Source organism: Gemella sanguinis ATCC 700632 (assembly GCF_000701685.1).
Lineage (GTDB): Bacteria > Bacillota > Bacilli > Staphylococcales > Gemellaceae > Gemella > Gemella sanguinis.
The window spans coordinates 1-21,804 of the sequence record NZ_KL370814.1 but is presented as its reverse complement, the minus strand read 5'-3'; the positions used below and the strand labels follow the sequence as shown (position 1 = coordinate 21,804).

The window sequence follows — 21,804 nt, the reverse complement described above, 5'->3', positions numbered from 1 at the left end:
GTATTAGCGAAAGAAAATGTAACGCAAGCAGAAGTAGATGCAGCAAAAGCTAAACTACAAGAAGTTAAAGATGCATTAAACGGAGCAGATACAAATAAAGAAGCTCTACAAAATCTTGCAGATGAAAGTGCAACAAAAGATAGCAACGCTAAATACTACAATGCGGATGCAGAGAAACAAGTTGCATACAACAACGCAGTAGAAAAAGCAAAAGCAGTACTAGCTAAAGAAAATGTAACACAAGCAGAAGTAGATGCAGCGAAAGCAAAACTACAAGAAGCGAAAGATTCATTGAATGGAGATCAAACTGCTAAGGAAAAATTACAAGCACTAGCTGATGAAAGTGCAACGAAAGATAGCAACGCTAAATACTATAATGCCGATGCAGATAAGCAAGCTGCATACAACAAAGCAGTAGAAGAAGCAAAAGCAGTATTAGCTAAAGAAAAAGTAACGCAAGCAGAAGTAGATGCAGTGAAAGCTAAACTACAAGAAGCGAAAGATACATTAAACGGAGCAGACACAAACAAAGAAGCTCTACAAAACTTAACTGATGAGAGTGCAACGAAAGATGCTAACGCTAAATATTATAATGCCGATGCAGACAAACAAGCTGCATATGATAAAGCAGTTGAAGATGCTAAAAAAGTATTAGCTAAAGAAAATGTAAAGCAAGCAGAAGTAGATGCAGCAAAAGCTAAATTACAAGAAGCTAAAGACGCATTAAACGGAGCAGATACAAATAAAGAAGCTCTACAAAATCTTGCAGATGAAAGTAATGCAAAAGACAGCAATTCTAAATACTATAATGCCGATGCGGATAAGCAAGCTGCATACAACAACGCAGTAGAAGAAGCAAAAGCAGTACTAGCTAAAGAAAATGTAACACAAGCAGAAGTAGATGCAGCGAAAGCTAAGCTACAAGAAGCTAAAGATGCATTAAATGGAACAGACACTAATAAAACAGAATTAGAAAAACAAGTAAAATTAAAAAATTCTGATGAAGTTACAAAAGATTCTAAATATTATAATGCAAGTGAAGAATCACTTTTAAATTATTATAATGTTGTGAAAAAGGCAGAAGAAACACTTGCTAAACCAAATGTGACTCAAGATGAAATTGATAAAATGGTTGAAGAAGTTAAAGCTGCTAAAAATACTTTAGATGGACAACCTACTAATTATACAGAGTTAAATAAACTAATAGCTGATCAAGATTCTATTAAAAATAATTCTAAATATTATAATGCAAGCGAGGAAGCTAAAAAAGAATTTGATGAAGCTATAGAAGAAGCTAAGAAGTTGTCTGCCGATTCATACGCTTATCAAAAAACTGTAGATGAAGTAGTGAAAAATCTTAAAGAAATAATAGAAGATTTAGATGGTAAGGATACAGATAAATCTAAACTACAAGAATTGTCAGATGAAAGTAATACAAAAGACAGCAACGCTAAATACTATAATGCCGATGCAGACAAACAAGCTGCATATGATAAAGCAGTAGAAGAAGCAAAAGCAACATTAGCTAAAGAGAATGTAACACAAGCAGAAGTAGATGCAGCGAAAGCTAAATTACAAAAAGCAAAAGATGCATTGAATGGAGATCAAACTGCTAAGGAAAAATTACAAGCACTAGCAGATGAAAGTAATACAAAAGATAGCAATCCTAAATACTACAACGCTGATGCAGATAAGCAAGCTGCATATGATAAAGTAGTAGAAGAAGCAAAAGCGACATTAGCTAAAGAAAATGTAACACAAGCGGAAGTAGAAGAAGCGAAAGCTAAATTACAAGCAGCGAAAGATGCATTAAACGGAGCTGATACAAACAAAGAAGCTCTACAAAACTTAGCTGATGAAAGTAATACAAAAGATAACAATGCTAAATACTACAACGCTGATGCAGATAAGCAAGCTGCATATGATAAAGCAGTAGAAGAAGCAAAAGCTGTGCTAGCTAAAGAGAATGTAACACAAGCAGAAGTAGATGCGGCAAAAGCTAAATTACAAGAAGCAAAAGATGCATTAAACGGAGCAGACACAAACAAAGAAGCTCTACAAAACTTAGCTGACGAAAGTAGTACAAAGGACAGCGATTCTAAATACTATAACGCTGCTGCAGAAAAACAAACTGCATATAATAAGGCGGTAGAAGAAGCGAAAGCAGCACTAGCTAAAGAGAATGTGACGCAAGCAGAAATAGATGCAGCAAAATCTAAACTACAAGCAGCAAAAGATGCGTTAAACGGAGCGGATACAAATAAAGAAGCTCTACAAAACTTAGCAGATGAAAGTAATACGAAAGAAACTGATTCTAAATACTACAATGCAAACTCTGAAAAACAAGCCGCATACGACAAAGCAGTTGAAGATGCTAAAAAAGTATTAGCTAAAGAAAATGTAACTCAAGCGGAAGTAGATGCAGAAAAAACAAAATTACAAGAAGCAAAAGATGCATTAAACGGAGCAGACACTGATAAATCTAAATTACAAGAATTATCAGATGAAAGTAATATAAAAGACAGCAATTCTAAATACTACAACGCTGATGCAGATAAGCAAGCTGCATATGACAAAGCAGTAGAAGAAGCGAAAGCAGTATTAGCTAAAGAAAATGTAACGCAAAAAGAAATCGATGCAGCAAAAGCTAAATTACAAGAAGCAAAAGATGCATTAAACGGAGCAGACACAAATAAAGAAGCTCTACAAAACTTAGCTGATGAAAGTGCAACAAAAGACAGTAATTCTAAATATTACAATGCCGATGCAGAAAAACAAGCTGCATATGATAAAGCAGTAGAAGAAGCGAAAGCAGTATTATCGAAAGAAAATGTAACACAAGCAGAAATCGATGCAGCAAAAGCTAAGCTACAAGAAGCTAAAGATGCATTAAACGGAGTAGACACAAATAAAGAAGCTCTACAAAACTTAGCTGATGAAAGTGCAACAAAAGATGGCAACGCTAAATACTACAATGCCGATGCAGACAAACAAGCAGAATATAATAAAGCAGTAGAAGAAGCGAAAGCAGTGTTAGCTAAAGAAAATGTAACACAAGCAGAAGTAGATGCCGCGAAAGCAAAATTACAAGAAGCCAAAGATATGTTAAATGGATTAGATACTGATAAAACAGAACTAAAACAATTAGTAGATAATAGCTCAGAGTTGAAAAATATTGATAAATATAAAAATGCTGATAATAATCTAAAAGAAGAATATGATAAACTTTTAGAAGAAGCAAAAGAAGCATTAAACAAGAATTTATCACAAAATGAAGTCGATCAATTAGTAGCTAAAGTTAAAGAAGCAGAATCTAAATTGAATGGTAAAGCTACAGAACCAGAAACGCCAACTGAGCCAGAGAAACCAGTTGAGCCGGAAAAACCTGCTGAACCAGAGAAACCAGTTGAGCCGGAAAAACCAGTTGAACCGGAAAAACCAACGGAACCAGAGAAACCAGCTGAGCCAGAAAAACCGGCTGAACCGGAAAAACCAACTGAACCAGAAACACCAACTGAACCGGAAACGCCAGCAGAACCTGAGAAACCGACGGAACCAGAAAAACCAGCTGAACCAGAGAAACCAGCTGAACCAGAAAAACCGGCTGAGCCTGAGAAACCAGTTGAACCTGAGAAACCAGTTGAGCCAGAAAAACCAGCTGAACCGGAAAAACCGGCTGAACCAGAGAAACCAGCAGAGCCAGAGAAACCAGTTGAACCGGAAAAACCAGTTGAACCTGAGAAACCAGCTGAACCGGAAAAACCAACTGAGCCAGAAAAAACAGCAGAGCCAGAGAAACCAGCTGAACCAGAGAAACCAGCTGAACCAGAAAAACCGGCTGAGCCTGAGAAACCAGTTGAACCTGAGAAACCAGTTGAGCCAGAAAAACCAGCTGAACCGGAAAAACCGGCTGAACCAGAGAAACCAGCAGAGCCAGAGAAACCAACTGAACCGGTAAAACCAGTGACTCCAGAAAAACCGGAAGAAAAACCTACGAATCCAGAAAAACATAATGTTGAAGCTGATAATAATAAAGTTGCGACAACAATACGTAAGTCTGGAGAGAAAATACTAAGTAAGACAGGTATTGAAACACAAAGTGCAACATCTTTAGGTTTTGGTTTATTATCATTGCTATCATTTGGTTTATTAAGAAAACGAAAAGAAGACAATAAATAATTGTATATTTTCCAAAAAATACCCTTAGATATAATAATTCTAAGGGTATTTTTGTGTTGTATTTAATTAATAATACATATTAATTACTTCAACGAAACTAAACTTATACAATAGCGCATAACAAAAGACGCTAATACAGCTATTAGTACTATGATATTTGTTAATATAATAAAGATGTTAAAGATATTAAATTTCTAAACAGAAACACTAACTTGATAAAATAAAATTATATTAAAATATAATTAAAACCTATAAAATCAAAGATGTGGAACGATTCCTAAAATTAATTTGACAAATATATACTAAAAGTGATACTATTATAGATGAAAGAAACAAATATATAAATATTTTAAATAATATTTGTACTTTCAAGAAAACTGTAAATTTATAAAAAAGGAGGGAAATATTAATGAAAAAAGCAGTTTTTAAATTTTTAGGTGTATTACTGTTTGTAATATGCGCAGTAACTGGATTATCATTTTTTGACCAAGGTAAAGCTAAGGCTGTAGAATCAACTGAGAAGAAGATTGATGTGTCTAATGTCCGTGTGGAAAAAAATGAAGGTGGAAAAGTTGATCATGCTCTAACACCATGGGAAACTTTCAAAGTTAGTGCAGAGTTTAGCATACCTAATCCTTCAAAAGTGAAACAAGGAGATACATCAACTATAGGAATACCTGATCAATTCCAATTTGGTAGTACTTATGCTGATAAAAATAGAACATTCAATATTGTTGACAAAAACAATACTTCTGAAGTTGTAGCAAATGCAGCGGTTGATTTGAAAAAGAAAAATCTAACTTTCACTTATACTGACTATCCAAGTAAACATGCAGAAGTAATTGGAGATTTCTTCTTTTATGGGCGTGTAGACCATGAGAAAGTATCAGGAGAAAAAGATCTAGACTTCAATTTAACTGTTGATGGAAAAAAAATTGAAGGAGATAAACTTAAATATAAAGGAGCTCCTGTTCAACCTAAAGTTGGAATCAAAAAAGAAGGTTGGCAAAGAGAAAGTAAATCATCAGACTTACGTTATAAAATTAAAGTAAATGCTGATGGTAAACATATGAAAAATGTTGTAGTTACTGATAACTTAGCATTTTCAGATGGTACTATTGATCCAAGTTCTGTTAAAGTAGAATATGGTACATTTACATATACTCCTACTGATGGTGTATATCGTCTGGATAACTATCCAGCAACTGCAAAACCATTACCAGAAACAGATTATAAAGTAACTTTCAACGAAGATAACAGAGGATTCACAGTAAAATTCTTAAGAGATATTTTACCAAGTGATAATATCCGTATTATGTACGATGTTGCTTTAGGTAAAACACCACCAAATGGAACACTTTATCACAATAATTCAAAATTAGAAGGTGAAGTTGTTACAGAAGGTTCTAATGATAATGGTGGCAAAGTAGATAAACCAAATAAAGTTTCTCTAACATCTGAATCTTGGATAAAAACTCTAACACCTGGTGGTGAAGCAGAAGGTAAAAAGTATTCATTATCTATACTAAAACAAGACTCTGTGACTAATGCACCACTAGAAGGGGCTAAGTTTAACGTTTATGCATCTGACAAAGATGGAAGTAAATTCGGAAGTTCAATAACTACTTTAACTACGAATAAAAAAGGTGAAGCATCTGTTGGAGATTTAGTAAATGATTACTATCTTCTTGAAGAAATAGCAGCACCAACTGGATATTCATTACCAGACAAAGCAGTTAAATTACTTATTAACGCTAAAAAACAAACAGAAGCAAAAGAAAATGGAGTAGCAGCGGATGCTGTTTACAAAATTACAAACAAAAAAATCGACGAAAAAGTAAATGTAGTTGGTACTAAAACTTGGGTAGATAACAACGATAAAGATCTAAATCGCCCAGAAAAAATAGTAGTAAAACTACTTGCTGACGGTAGTGAAGTTGCAACAAAAGAAATTACTGCAGCTAACAACTGGAAATATAGCTTCGATAATCTACCTAAGTACAAAGATGGTAAAGAAATAGTTTATACTATCTCTGAAGTAGGGGTAGAAGGATATACACCTGAAATAACAGGTTACAATATTAAAAATACTTATAACCCAACACTTACAAACATAACTGTAGAGAAAAAATGGGATGACAACAACAATAATGATGGAATCCGCCCATCATCAATTGATGTGCAATTACTTGCAAATGGTGAAAAATTAGGTGGTATTGTTACATTAAATGCAGCAAATGCATGGAAACACCTATTTAACAATTTACCAACAAAATTAAACAAAAAAGAGGTTGTTTACTCAGTATCTGAAGTAAATGTACCAAAAGGTTATACTGTTGAAAATTCTGGTCTTAAAGACGGAAAAATAGTATTAACTAATAAACACAACCCAGTTGAAAAAGAAGTTTCTGTTGAGAAAAAATGGAACGATGAGAATAACAATGACGGTATCCAACCAACTGAAGTAACAGTACAATTATTTGCTGGAGACAAAGCAGTAGGTGCTCCAGTTAAATTAAACAAAGAAAATAATTGGAAACACGTATTTAGTAACTTAAAAGCTAAAGCAGAAGGAAAAGATATCGAGTATACTGTAAAAGAAGTAGATGTACCAGAAGGTTATACAGTTACAGTAGAAGGGAAAAACAACATCGTTATTACTAACACTCACGTACCAGCATTAACAGAACTATCTGTAATTAAACTTTGGGAAGATGAAAACAACAAAGATTCTTCAAGACCAGCTAGCATTACTGTACAATTATTTGCTAATGATAAACCACAAGGTGATGTAGTAGTTCTTAATGAAGAAAATAGTTGGAAACATACTTTTGCTAACTTAAAAGCTAAAGTAAATGGTGAAGTAGTAAATTATGAAGTACGCGAAATCGACGTACCAAGTGGATATACTGTAACTACTACAGTAGGAGAAAATGGTGAAGTAGTATTAACAAATACACACAAACCAATCTTACCACCACCACCAGTAGTTGAAATCCCACCAAAACCATGGACACCAACTCCCCCACCTGCACCACAATTACCACCGAAAAAAGTTGAAGTTAAACCTAAACAATTAGCTAAAACTGGTGTGGAAAATGATATGAGCGCAATGCTAGTATCAACAATTTTATTAGGTGCAGCAGCGGTGTTACGTAGAAAAAAAACTAACTAGTTTGAAACTACTCATAAAAGACTTTAAGCAATTGATTGCTTAAGGTCTTTTTTATGTTTAAAGAAATTAACGTAATCTGAAATAACTAATAAAGTATCCATTAAGGTGACATAAATAAAACTCAAGGAAGAAAAAGAAGGAAGCGTTATATTTGAAAAATAAGTAATTTTTAATAAATTGAAAATATATTTGTGTGAATAATATTTTACAATATAAATATATTTACATACTTCCTCATAAACTAAGAAGTAATGTTAACATATCATATTCGATTTAAATTTTTCAATATTTTAAATCGTATATAAATCATTACTAGTGATAATATCAGAATTAGCGAAGTATTTTTATAACTGAAAAATAGTTAATAAATTATACTTATAATTATTGAATTTAATGTAATTAATTGTATTTACAAGTGATATTTCCTTAATGTAATTAATGTAAATCAGAAAAATATTGATATATTTATAATGTAGTGCTATAATTAATAGTATTATGTTAAGTGTATATTATATATTTAGCTAATAATTATGTGAAAAATATATTAAGTTGTTTAGAAAAGGAGAAGAAGTATAATGAAAAAAATAACAACTACAGTGATTTTAGGAGGAGCGTTAGTAGGTAGTGCTGTAATGGCACAAGAAGCACATGCGGCAGAAACTGAAACTCCAAAAAACGATAGTAATTTAGTAGTAAAAACAGAAGTTGGAAAAACAACGGAAGCTGATGTTGCTAAAGAAAAACAAAAAGCTGATGATGCTAAAAAATCACTAGAATTAGAAAAAAAAGAAGCTGATAAAAAGGTTGAGTTAGCAAAGAAAGATTCTGAAAAAGTTAATAAACTGGAAAAAGATGCTGAAGAAGGTTCAAATGTTACGGATAAAGTAATTGATGAAAAAGCAGATGAAATTAAAAAATTAGAATCTAATAAAGATAATGTTGCAACTGAAATTAATAAATCTAAATCAGATGTAGAAACTGCGAAAAAAGATACAGAAGACAAAGAAAAAGTAGCTAAAGAGAAAGAAGAAAAATCATCTAGTATTGACAAAGATCTTAAATCAAAACAAAACGAAGAATCTTCACTTTTAGCTAAATTAAAAGAAGATAAAAATAAACTAAACACATTAACTGAATCACTAAATAAAATAGAAAAAGATAAAGAGAAATCTGAAAAAGCGTTACAAGATGCTGAAGCTGCTTTAAATAAAGCAAGAGAAGAAGAAGCAGAAAATCTAAATAAAATTAAACAATTAGAAGCTAAGCGTGATGAGCAAAAAGCTGTTTTAAATAATAAACAAAAACAATTAGATAATGCTAAAGCAGAAAAAGAAAAAATCGAAGATGAAATTAAGAAAAATGAAGCTATTTTTGGAGCTAAAGGAATCTTAACAGAAATCAAATTCGATCAAGAATTTGTTGATGCATTAAAAGCATATCAAAAAGCTTCATTTGAAGAAAAACAAAAAACAATTGATAGTGTAGTTGCTAAAGAAAAAGAAGCAGTTAAAAAATATCCTATCTTAGATACAGATTCTATTGATTATTCAAATAGTGAGAAAGTAGACGTTAATAATTTATCTGAAAAAGACCAAATTTTATTAACACAATACTTTAACTACTTAAATAACCAAGTGCGTAAACAATTTGGACTAGCGCCAGCTAAAACAAACTTAAATGTATTAAAATTTGCACAAGATGTTGCTAAATATACTAAAGAAAGTGGCTTTAAAGATCCAGATCACGATAATCGTTCAATTAACAAAGCTGCATACGAAAATGGAATTGATAAAACTGATAGAGGTAATGTATACAACAGATTCGAAAGTTTAGATGCTAAATCAATTGATAAAGAAGACTCACAATCAAATATGGTAGCAAGAAAATTCCTATTCGATTCTATCTATCAATCAGTACAACGTTTCTACCATGAAGGAAGAGTGAATAATCATTATGATCATGCTAAACACTTAATGAATACAGAAGACCAAACATTTGGTACATACTTTGTACTTACACCATCTGATAGTAAATACTATAATTGGCTAAGATTAGGTGTAGTAAGTGTACCGCCACGCTATGGAGTAACAGACTATGATGATAACGGGCAACCAATTTATGAAAAATTCGATAAATTATGGGGTGCTAAATCTGAAAAAACTCTACCATTATTAGAAGTTAAAGATACTACAGAACTAAAAGCTAATTTAGAAAAAGCAAAATCTGAAATAACACGTATTGAAAATGAAAAAGCTGCTGAAGAAAAAGAATTAGCAAAACGTGAAGATGAATTGAAACAAGCACAAAATAAACCATCTAAAGTTAATACTGCTACTCAAGTGTTCAATAGTGCTAAAAAAGCTAATGATAATAATGAATCAATTTTAAATTCAACAAAAGCTGAAATAAATAAAGTTAATGCTGAAATTGATAATGATAATAGTCAAGTGAAAAAAGTGAAAAACGACATTATTAAATTATTAAGTGATTTAGCTAAAGCTAACTCTGAATTACAAGACGCAAAAGCAAAATTAGATAGTGCTATAAAAAATGAGGAAAAATTAAAATCTCAATTAGAATCTTTAGAAACTGAATTAGCTAGCCTAAATAATAAGATTCTAAATAGTACAGAAGAGAAAGCTCGCTTAGAATATATTAAAAACAATCATGCATTAATACTTAAAGAATTAGAAAAAGCTCGTAAAGACTTAGAAGTTTCTAATAAAAATGCTAAAGATGCTTTAGAAAATCTTAAAGCTCTTGAAAAAGATGCACAAGTAAAATATGATAAATATTTACAAATCAAACGTCAGTATGATATGGAAAATTATATGTGGGGAGTTACAAAAAATCCTCCAGTAGTTGATTTACCAGAATTATCTGCTGAAGATCTAGAAAAAATCTTGGAAAATAATACAAAAACTCCAGATACTGTATCAAGTGTTAAACGTGAAAGATTTGCTAAAACATCTAAATTTAAAGGTAAAGCTATAGTTAAAACTGCAAATAAAAAGAAAAAAGTTTTACCAAATACAGGATCTACTAGTACGTCAACAACTGGTGTTGCTGTGTTATTAGCTGCAGTAGCAATAGCTGCTAGAAAACGTAGAACACGTAGATAATAAATATAATTAAAATAGTTTTAAATCCGAAGTGGTAATGTACCACTTTGGATTTTTTAAGTATTGTATATAAAAAGTTAGATTACCTATAATTAATAATATGTAAACTGCTTACAATTATCAGGGAATATTTACTAAAAAATAGTAATAATATAATGACAAAACGGTATCATTGCGATATAATTATAATTAAAGTATCCTTAAAAAGATACTAAAAAATTTTATATATAAATTAAGGAGTTTAGATATGAAAAAGGATAGCCTTTTATCGAAACTATTTCATAGATACTTTATTGTTGCACTTAATGGTATGGCGCTTGGGTTATTTTGTACCCTTATAATAGGTCTTATTATTAAGCAGATTGCTATTAACTTAAGTGGCGGTATATCGACATTCTTTATAGCGATAGCAACAATAGCGATGGCTTTAACTGGTCCAGTAATAGGTATAGGTGTTGCGCATGCATTAAAAGCACCTAAACTGGTAATTTTAGCCTCGGGTGTAGTTGGATTTTTAGGAGCATTCGGATCAAGTTTAGGGACTAATCACCTTATTGAACAAGGGAAACTAATTGTTAGTGGTTCAGGAGATCCGTTAGGTGCATTTATCGCAGTAGTTATAGCTGCTGAATGTGGAAGGTTAATATCAGGAAAGACAAAAATTGATATTATAGTAACTCCATTCGTAACGATAGTTATAGGTGCTACTGTTGCCTATTTCACAGGACCATATTTAATAAAAGGAATGAAAATTCTTGGAACATTTATTAGAGAAGCAACTGAACTACAACCATTTTTAATGGGAATAGCTGTATCGGTAATAATGGGAATAATACTAACATTACCGATAAGTTCGGCGGCGTTGTCTATTATCCTAGGTCTATCAGGTATAGCTGCAGGTGCTTCAACTGTAGGGTGTGCAGCCCAAATGGTTGGTTTTGCGGTAATTAGTTTTAAAGCAAATAAATGGAATGGACTTTTAGCGCAAGGATTAGGAACATCTATGCTTCAAGTACCGAATATTATGAGGAAACCTATTATTTGGATTCCACCAATAGTTGCTAGTGCGATATTAGGACCTATTGCTACATTAGTATGTAGAATGGAAAATAATCCTGCAGGTGGAGGAATGGGTACTTCTGGGTTGGTAGGGCAACTTATGACATGGCAAACAATGTCTTCTTATACAAGTCATGCGGTATTATTAGTCGAAATTTTATTACTGCATTTTATCTTGCCAGCAATTTTATCTTATGCAGTTTATTACTATATGGAAAAGAAGAACTATGTATGTGCAGAAGATTATAAATTAGACTTGTAATTTTATCTATTTTACTCAAAAAAATAGATTCAGTCAAAATAGTAGAATAACAATTTTACAGTATTTAAAAAAATATAAAGAAAAAATTACTGTATAAAATTCTGTAATAAAACTTAATAAAATAGGAAAAAATTAAAATAATTGAAAATGAGTCTTACGATTAATGAGTAAGAATTTTGTGAAATGATCTCCAAAAATATTTTTTGGAGATTATTTTTTTTGAAAGAATAGAAAAACATCATTGAAAACTTAAAAAACAAATAATTGTTTATATAATGGACTCAAAATATATCTTTTATTAATGAAACATTTTTATTTTGATAACTATAATACATGGTAGACATAACTTCTGGAAACGATACTATTTATGGGGGGCAAAGTAAGAAGTATAAAAATAACCATGCTTAATGAACTCTTGAGAACGCTAATGAAAACGCTATTTGCGAATACTTTTTGAACTCTATAAAATTTTAGAATTTTAAAATAGTTTTTGCTTGTAGCGAAGAATTTGATATGATATAATAACGAGGTTAGTAATACGATGTTTATACATATATTATGAAACAAAGATATACATATATAATTGTATACTCTTTAAAAATATTATTTAAAAAGGAGAAATTATCAAATGATAAGAAGAGAACATCAACGATTTTCTTTAAGAAAATATAAAGTTGGCGTAGCGTCTGTTTTCTTAGGATTTGGACTTAGTTTCGCGCTAGCAGGTAGTGGGGAAGCGCAAGCGGCTGAAACTAATGCGGAAACTGCAACACCTAAGACGGAAGTAACAGCGAAACCTGAAGCCTCGGCAACGACAGCAGCACCTAAAGCGGAAGCTGTTGCAACTGAGACTCCAGCTGCTACACCGGCAAAAGCAGAAGAAGCTACACCAGCAGCAACTGAAGCAAAACCAGCTGCAGAAGAAACTGCTAAAGTAGAAGAAACTGCTAAACCAGAAGTTGCTGAAGGAAAAGCTAATAAAGAAGAAAAAGCTGAAGAAGCAAAACCAGCAGCAACTGAAGCAAAACCAGCTTCAGATGAATCAAATAAACCTAGAGTACGTAGCCGTCGTGCTGCTACAGATGAAGCTGTATCTGGAGATCACAACTCTAACCCAACTTCTGTAAGCACTTACTTAAAAGATGGGGAAAAAGTAACTCCAGAAATCAGAGATGCTAACGGTGCAACTGTAAGCTCTCAACCTGTACCATCTGGTTACTCTGCTAAAGAGGGAGATTGGTACACATACAGTATCGTAGATCTTACTAACTTTAACAAACGTTATAATACAAATTACTATACTCGTGCGTATAAGAGATTTGATGAATCTACAGATACTACCGTAGAATTAATTGATAAAACTACTGGAAATGTAGTAGAAACTAGAAAAATTACTGCGTCTAGTGGAGTTCAAAAATTCACTACTACTACAGCTGCTTCGAACGGAGAATTAACTTGGCAAGTTGATTACAGCCCTGGTACAGGAACTGGTCCTGGTAAAACTGACCAACCATTTATTCAATTCGGATATGAAGTTGGGGCAAGTATCCAAGCTTTAGTATCAGGTGGACACCAACTTACTCCTGACGAACAAAAATTATTCGATGCAGTTTATGCTGCACGTAATTCTCACGATATTATTAACGTTGTAGAACCAGCATATAATGGTCGTGAAATTACTGATACAAATGCTAAAATTCCAATCTCAGTTGAAAAAACAACTTACTATAAAGTAGTTGATAAAAACAATGCAACATTTAATGCTAATAAAACAGATAAAACTGTTCAAGACTACGTACCAAATGGTAATGAGGTAGACTTAGCTAGATATACTCTTAGAGCTATGGAAGGACAAAACTTCACAGCTTCTGGTGAGCGTCAATTTGATGGATACAAACTTTATCAAACAGCTGATGCAAATGATAAATCAGGATATGTAAGTCGTCCATACAAAGTTGGTACTAAATTCATGGATGCTGAGCGTGCAGGAATCAAACGTATTAAGGAAATCGTAGGTGAAGATGGAACTGTAGTAGTTCGTGTTTACTTATTAGATCCAAAACAACAAAGTAAACGTTCTGATGGTACTTTAAGCACAGATGGTTATATGTTACTAGCAGAAACTAAACCTATTAAACCAGGTGATTATAACAAACAGGAATTAGCTGTTAAGAAAACACCTCTTACAACTATTCCACATACAGTAACTGATCCAAAAACAGGAGCAAAAACTAATTATCCAAACGGGAAAGAAGTTCCATTCGACTTCCAAAAAGCTGCTGGATATACACCATATAAAACTGTATTCGTACCATTCTTAGGGGACAATATCGGTCACCTTTCTCCAAATGCTCAATTAGAACGTGGAGTAGGAGGTATTGGTACAAACGTTGACTTATTAAACACATTAACACCATATAAACAACCAATTTACTACTATGTAAAACAAGAGCCAGTTGAAGTAACTCCAGAAGTTGAAAAACAACTTGAAGGACGTGTATTAGCAAATGGTGAGTTTACATTCAAACTAAAAGAAGTACAACCAAACAAATCAATCCAAGCATATGAAGAAACTGTAACTAACAAAGCTGACGGTAAAGCTACATTCAGTAAATTAACATTTAACAAAGTTGGTACTTACACTTACACAATCACTGAAACACCAGGTTCAGATGCAAACGTTGAATACGATGCAATGACAGTTACTATGACTGTTAATGTAACTGAAAATGCTCAAGGTGAATTACAAGCTACAGTTAAATACAGTGCTGAAGGTGGATTCAAATCAAGTGCTGATGATAAAATCTTCAACAACTACGTTGTAGCACCTGTTAAAACTAAATTCGACTTCACTAAGAAATTAGCTGGACGTGAACTTAAAGACGGAGAATTCAAATTCGTTCTTAAAGATGCAAACGGACAAGAAGTTGAAACTGTAACTAACAAAGCAGATGGAACTGTAACATTTACAGAATTATCATTCGACAACTCTAAAGTTGGTACTCACACTTATACTGTAGAAGAAGTTATCCCTGCAGTTAAAGAAGCTGGAATGGTATATGATACTATGAAAGCTACTATTACTGTAGAAGTTGCTAAAAATGGTCACACATTAACAACTGTAACTAACGTAGTTTCTACTGGTGGGGTAGACGCTAATGGTAAAGCAACTGATGGAACAGCGGATAAAGAGTTCAACAACAAAATAACTCCTCCAGAAACGCCTGTATTCCAACCAGAAAAATTCGTTCTAAACAAAGAAAAATTTGACCTAACAGGTACAAAATTAATGGACGATGATGATGAATTACAAGATGAATACACTGAAACAAATGCTAACCCATATGCTGATCAAACTAACAACAATGAAGCAGAAAACATCAATACTAAAACTGTTGAACGTGGAGATAAATTAGTTTACCAAGTATGGTTAGATACTAAGAACTTCACTGACAAAAACAACATCCAATCTGTTGGTATCTCTGATACATATGATGCAGATAAATTAACTGTTAACGCTGCTGATATTAAAGCATACGATAGCGTAACAGGAGTTGATGTAACTTCTAAATTTGATATTACAGTAGCTAACGGAGTAATCACAGCTACATCTAAAGCTTCTATGAACAAATCTTTAGGTGATGCAGAAAATACTCAAGTTATAGATACTACTAAATTTGCATTTGGACGTTACTACAAATTTGATATTCCAGCTACAGTTAAAGCTGATGTACCTGGTGGAGTAGACATCGAAAACAAAGCGAACCAAATCGTTCACGTTTACAACCCAGTAAGCAAATCTGTAGAAACTCCAGAAAAACCAACTCAAAAACGTGTTAACAGTGTACCTATCACTGTAGAATTCAACTTCACTAAGAGATTAGAAGGTCGTGTACTTAAAGCTAACGAATTCAGCTTCGTACTTAAAGATTCAACAGGTAAAGTTGTTGAAACTGTAAGCAACGATGCAGCAGGAAACGTTAAGTTCTCAGCACTTAAATTCAAAAAAGGTGAAGAAGGAGCTCACAAATATACTGTTGAAGAGGTTGCAGGAACAGACACAACTGTAACATACGATACTATGAAAGCAGAAGTAACTGTAACTGTGTCTCACGATGGAACAGCTAAAGCATTAGTTGCTAACGTAACTGAACCAGCTGACAAAGAGTTCAACAACACAGTAACTCCTCCAACAGAACCTAAGTTCCAACCAGAAAAATATGTATTAAATACAGCTAAATACTCAATCACTGATAACAAATTATTAGATGATGATAGTGAATTAACTGACAAATACACTGAAACAAATACTAACCCATATGCTGATCAAACTAACAACAACGAAGCAGAAAACATCAATACTAAGACTGTTAACCGCGGAGATAAAATCTACTATCAAGTATGGTTAGATACAACTAAATTCTCAGCAACTAACAAAGAAAATGTTCAAACTGTAGGAATCACTGATGACTTCGATGAAACTAAAGTTGATGTAGATGTAACAGCAATCAAAGCTTACGATTCAGTATCTGGAGCGGATGTAACAAACAAATTTGATATTAAAGTTGAAAATGGAGTAATGACAGCTACTCTTAAAGCTGGATTCACTAAATCATTAGGTGATACTGAAAATACTCAAATCATCGATACAACTAAATTTGAATTTGGACGTTACTACAAATTTGATATTCCAGCAACAGTTAAAGCTGACGTAGCAGGTGGAGTAGACATCGAAAATACTGCAGCTCAAGTAGTAAACTACTACAACCCAGTAAGCAAAACTGTTGAAAAACCAAACAAACCAACTGAAAAACGTGTAAACAGCGTACCAGTACAAGTAGAATTCAACTTCACTAAGAAATTAGAAGGTCGTGAACTTAAAGCTAACGAATTCAGCTTCGTACTTAAAGATTCAACAGGTAAAGTCCTAGAGACTGTAAGTAACGATGCAGCAGGAAACGTTAAGTTCTCAGCATTAGAATTCAAGAAAGAACAAGAAGGAGTTCACAACTACACAGTTGAAGAGGTTGCAGGAACAGACACTACTGTAACTTATGACACAATGAAAGCAAATGTAACTGTAACAGTATCACACGACGGAACAGCTAAAGTTCTTGTAGCTACTGTAGGAGACATCGCTGACAAAGAGTTCAACAACCGTGTAACACCTCCAACTGAACCTAAGTTCCAACCAGAAAAATATGTATTAAATACACCTAAATACTCAATCACTGATAACAAATTATTAGATGATGATAGTGAATTAACTGATAAATACGGTGAAACAAATACTAACCCATATGCTGATCAAACTAACAACAATGAAGCAGAAAACATCAATACTAAGACTGTTAACCGCGGAGATAAAATCTACTATCAAGTATGGTTAGATACAACTAAATTCTCAGCAACTAACAAAGAAAATGTTCAAACTGTAGGAATCACTGATGACTTCGATGAAACTAAAGTTGATGTAGATGCAACAGCAATCAAAGCATATGACTCTGTAACAGGAGATGACGTAACAAACAAATTTGATATTAAAGTTGAAAATGGAGTAATGACAGCTACTCTTAAAGCTGGATTCACTAAGTCTCTAGGAGATGCAGATAATACTCAAATTATCGACACAACTAAATTTGCATTTGGACGTTACTACAAATTTGATATTCCAGCTACAGTTAAAGCTGATGTTGCAGGTGGAGTAGACATTGAAAATACTGCAGCACAAGTAGTAAACTATTACAACCCAGTAAGCAAAACTGTTGAAAAACCAAACAAACCAACTGAAAAACGTGTAAACAGCGTACCAGTACAAGTGGAATTCAACTTCACTAAGAAATTAGAAGGTCGTGAACTTAAAGCTAACGAATTCAGTTTCGTACTTAAAGATTCAACAGGTAAAGTCCTTGAAACTGTAAGTAACGATGCGTCTGGAAACGTTAAGTTCTCAGCATTAGAATTCAAGAAAGAACAAGAAGGAGTTCACAACTACACAGTTGAAGAGGTTGCAGGAACAGACGCTACTGTAACTTACGACACAATGAAAGCAAATGTAACTGTAACAGTATCACACGATGGAACAGCTAAAGTTCTTGTAGCTACTGTTGGAGACATCGCTGACAAAGAGTTCAACAACCGTGTAACACCTCCAACTGAACCTAAGTTCCAACCAGAAAAATATGTTGTTTCTGAAGAGAAATTTGACATTACTGGTGACAAACTAGTTGATGATGATAAAGAATTAGCAGACAAGTATGCAGATACAAATGCAAACCCATACGCTGATGATGCATCTAACAACGAAAAACAAAACTTAAATACTAAGACTGTTAAACGCGGAGATAAATTAGTTTACCAAGTATGGTTAGATACAACTAAATTCTCAGCTAACAACAAAGAAAATATCCAATCTGTAGGAATCTCAGATAACTACGATGAAGAGAAATTAGAGCTTGATGTTACTAAGATTAAAGCATACGATTCAGTAACTGGAGCAGATGTAACAGATAAATTTGATATCGTTGAAAACAATGGAGTAATCACAGCAACTCTTAAAGCTGGATTCACTAAGTCTCTAGGAGATGCAGAAAATACTCAAGTTATCGACACAACTAAATTTGAATTTGGACGTTACTACAAATTTGATATCCCAACAACAGTTAAACAAACAGTTAAAGCTGGTGTAGATATCGAAAATACTGCGGCTCAAGTAGTAAACTACTACAACCCAACAACTAAGAAAGTTGAAACTCCAAATAAACCTACTCAAAAACGTGTAAACAATGTACCAGTAGAAGTAGAGTTCAACTTCACTAAGAGATTAGAAGGTCGTGAACTTAAAGCTAACGAATTCAGCTTCGTGCTTAAAAATGCAGCAGGTGAAACTCTACAAACTGTAAGCAACGATGCAGCAGGAAACGTTAAGTTCAAAGCATTAGAATTCAAGAAAGGTCAAGAAGGAGTTCACAATTACACAGTTGAAGAGGTTGCAGGAACAGACGCTACTGTAACTTACGACACAATGAAAGCAAATGTAACTGTAACAGTATCACAAGATGGAACAACTAAAGTTCTTGTAGCTACTGTTGGAGACATCGCTGACAAAGAGTTCAACAACCGTGTAACACCACCGGAAGAACCTAAATTCCAACCAGAAAAATATGTTGTTTCTGAAGAGAAATTTGATATTACTGGTGACAAACTAGTTGACGATGATAAAGAATTAGCAGACAAGTATGCAGATACAAATGCAAACCCATACGCTGATGATGCATCTAACAACGAAGCACAAAACTTAAATACTAAGACTGTTAAACGTGGTGACAAACTAGTTTACCAAGTATGGTTAGATACAACTAAATTTGATGCAAACAACAAAGATAACATCCAATCTGTAGGAATCTCAGATGACTACGATGAAACTAAGTTAGATCTTGATGCAACTAAGATCAAAGCCTACGATTCAGTAACAGGAGCAGATGTTACAGATAAATTTGATATTACAGTTAATAACGGAGTAATCACAGCAACTCTTAAAGCTGGATTCACTAAGTCTCTAGGAGATGCAGAAAATACTCAAGTTATCGATACAACTAAATTTGAATTTGGACGTTACTACAAATTTGATATTCCAACAACAGTTAAAGCTGATGTACCAGGTGGAGTAGACATCGAAAATACTGCGGCTCAAGTAGTAAACTACTATAACCCAACAACTAAGAAAGTTGAAAAACCAAACAAACCAACTGAAAAACGTGTTAACAACGTACCAGTTGAAGTAGAATTCAACTTCACTAAGAAATTAGAAGGTCGTGAACTTAAAGCTAACGAATTCAGCTTCGTGCTTAAAAATGCAGCAGGTGAAACTCTACAAACTGTAAGCAACGATGCAGCAGGAAACGTTAAGTTCAAAGCATTAGAATTCAAGAAAGGTCAAGAAGGAGTTCACAATTACACAGTTGAAGAGGTTGCAGGAACAGACGCTACTGTAACTTACGACACAATGAAAGCAAATGTAACTGTAACAGTATCACAAGATGGAACAACTAAAGTTCTTGTAGCTACTGTTGGAGACATCGCTGACAAAGAGTTCAACAACCGTGTAACACCACCGGAAGAACCTAAATTCCAACCAGAAAAATATGTTGTTTCTGAAGAGAAATTTGATATTACTGGTGACAAACTAGTTGACGATGATAAAGAATTAGCAGACAAGTATGCAGATACAAATGCAAACCCATACGCTGATGATGCATCTAACAACGAAGCACAAAACTTAAATACTAAGACTGTAAAACGTGGTGACAAACTAGTTTACCAAGTATGGTTAGATACAACTAAATTTGATGCAAACAACAAAGATAACATCCAATCTGTAGGAATCTCAGATGACTACGATGAAACTAAGTTAGATCTTGATGCAACTAAGATCAAAGCCTACGATTCAGTAACAGGAGCAGATGTTACAGATAAATTTGATATTACAGTTAATAACGGAGTAATCACAGCAACTCTTAAAGCTGGATTCACTAAGTCTCTAGGAGATGCAGAAAATACTCAAGTTATCGATACAACTAAATTTGAATTTGGACGTTACTACAAATTTGATATTCCAACAACAGTTAAAGCTGATGTACCAGGTGGAGTAGACATCGAAAATACTGCGGCTCAAGTAGTAAACTACTATAACCCAACAACTAAGAAAGTTGAAAAACCAAACAAACCAACTGAAAAACGTGTTAACAACGTACCAGTTGAAGTAGAATTCAACTTCACTAAGAAATTAGAAGGTCGTGAACTTAAAGCTAACGAATTCAGCTTCGTGCTTAAAAATGCAGCAGGTGAAACTCTACAAACTGTAAGCAACGATGCAGCAGGAAACGTTAAGTTCAAAGCATTAGAATTCAAGAAAGGTCAAGAAGGAGTTCACAAATATACAGTTGAAGAGGTTAAAGGAACAGATGCTACTGTAACTTACGACACAATGAAAGCAAATGTAACTGTAACAGTATCACACGACGGAACAGCTAAAGTTCTTGTAGCTACTGTTGGAGAAATTGCTGACAAAGAGTTCAACAACCGCGTAACACCACCGGAAGAACCTAAATTCCAACCAGAGAAATACGTTCTAAACGAAAAAGAATTTGACCTAACAGGAACTTCATTATTAGATGATGATAAAGAATTAGCAGACAAGTATGCAGATACAAATGCAAACCCATATGCTGATAAAGCTGATAACAATGAAGCTCAAAACATTAACACTAAATCAGTTAAACCAGGTCAAAAACTAGTTTACCAAGTATGGTTAGATACAACTAAATTTGATGCAAACAACAAAGATCACATCCAATCTGTAGGAATCTCTGATGACTACGATGAGGCTAAAGTTGATGTTGATGCTTCAGCAATCAAAGCTTACGATGGTAAGACTGGTGCAGACGTAACAGATAAATTCGATATCACAGTTGCTAACGGAGTAATTACAGCAACACTTAAAGACGGATTCACTAAGTCTCTAGGAGATGCAGAAAATACTCAAGTTATCGACACAACTAAATTTGAATTTGGACGTTACTACAAATTTGATATTCCAGCAACAGTTAAAGCTGATGTTGCAGGTGGAGTAGACATCGAAAATACTGCAGCTCAAGTAGTAAACTACTACAACCCAACAACTAAGAAAGTTGAAAAACCAAACAAACCAACTGAAAAACGTGTAAACAGCGTACCAGTTAAAGTAGAGTTCAACTTCACTAAGAGATTAGAAGGAAGAGAACTTAAAGCTAATGAATTCAACTTCGTGCTTAAAGATTCAACAGGTAAAGTCCTTGAAACTGTAAGCAACGACGCATCTGGAAACGTTAAGTTCTCAGCTATCGAATTCAAGAAAGAACAAGCAGGAGTTCACAACTACACAGTTGAAGAGGTTAAAGGAACAGACGCTACTGTAACTTATGACACAATGAAAGCAAATGTAACTGTAACAGTATCACACGATGGAA

At 33.6% G+C, this 21,804-nt stretch carries 5 protein-coding genes; all 5 read left to right on the top strand.

The genetic code is table 11. The annotated features are described in order from the left end of the window. Positions 1-4,179, top strand: a 4,179-nt coding sequence (locus T369_RS09310) for an LPXTG cell wall anchor domain-containing protein (RefSeq protein ID WP_162164969.1), incomplete at its 5' end; no start/stop codon positions are given. A 409-nt stretch (positions 4,180-4,588) separates the two neighbouring features. Next, entirely contained in the window at positions 4,589-7,354 is a 2,766-nt protein-coding gene (locus T369_RS0108370; protein WP_031554258.1) for a Cna B-type domain-containing protein, read from the top strand. A 575-nt stretch (positions 7,355-7,929) separates the two neighbouring features. Then, positions 7,930-10,476: an SEC10/PgrA surface exclusion domain-containing protein gene (locus tag T369_RS0108365; protein ID WP_031554255.1), complete on the top strand. Its 2,547-nt coding sequence runs from the start codon at positions 7,930-7,932 to the stop codon at positions 10,474-10,476. Between the two features lie 247 nt (positions 10,477-10,723). Then, positions 10,724-11,797, top strand: a complete 1,074-nt coding sequence (locus T369_RS0108360; protein ID WP_031554252.1) for a PTS sugar transporter subunit IIC — start codon at positions 10,724-10,726, stop codon at positions 11,795-11,797. 628 nt (positions 11,798-12,425) lie between these two features. Further along, on the top strand, positions 12,426-21,804 hold a 9,379-nt coding region (locus tag T369_RS0108355; RefSeq protein WP_031554248.1), incomplete at its 3' end, for an SspB-related isopeptide-forming adhesin.

Excerpts from the sequence above, each read along its gene's own strand:
- T369_RS0108360 (WP_031554252.1), top strand. The coding sequence starts at position 10,724 with ATGAAAAAGGATAGCCTTTTATCGAAACTATTTCATAGATACTTTATT.
- T369_RS0108370 (WP_031554258.1), top strand. The coding sequence starts at position 4,589 with ATGAAAAAAGCAGTTTTTAAATTTTTAGGTGTATTACTGTTTGTAATA.
- T369_RS0108365 (WP_031554255.1), top strand. The coding sequence starts at position 7,930 with ATGAAAAAAATAACAACTACAGTGATTTTAGGAGGAGCGTTAGTAGGT.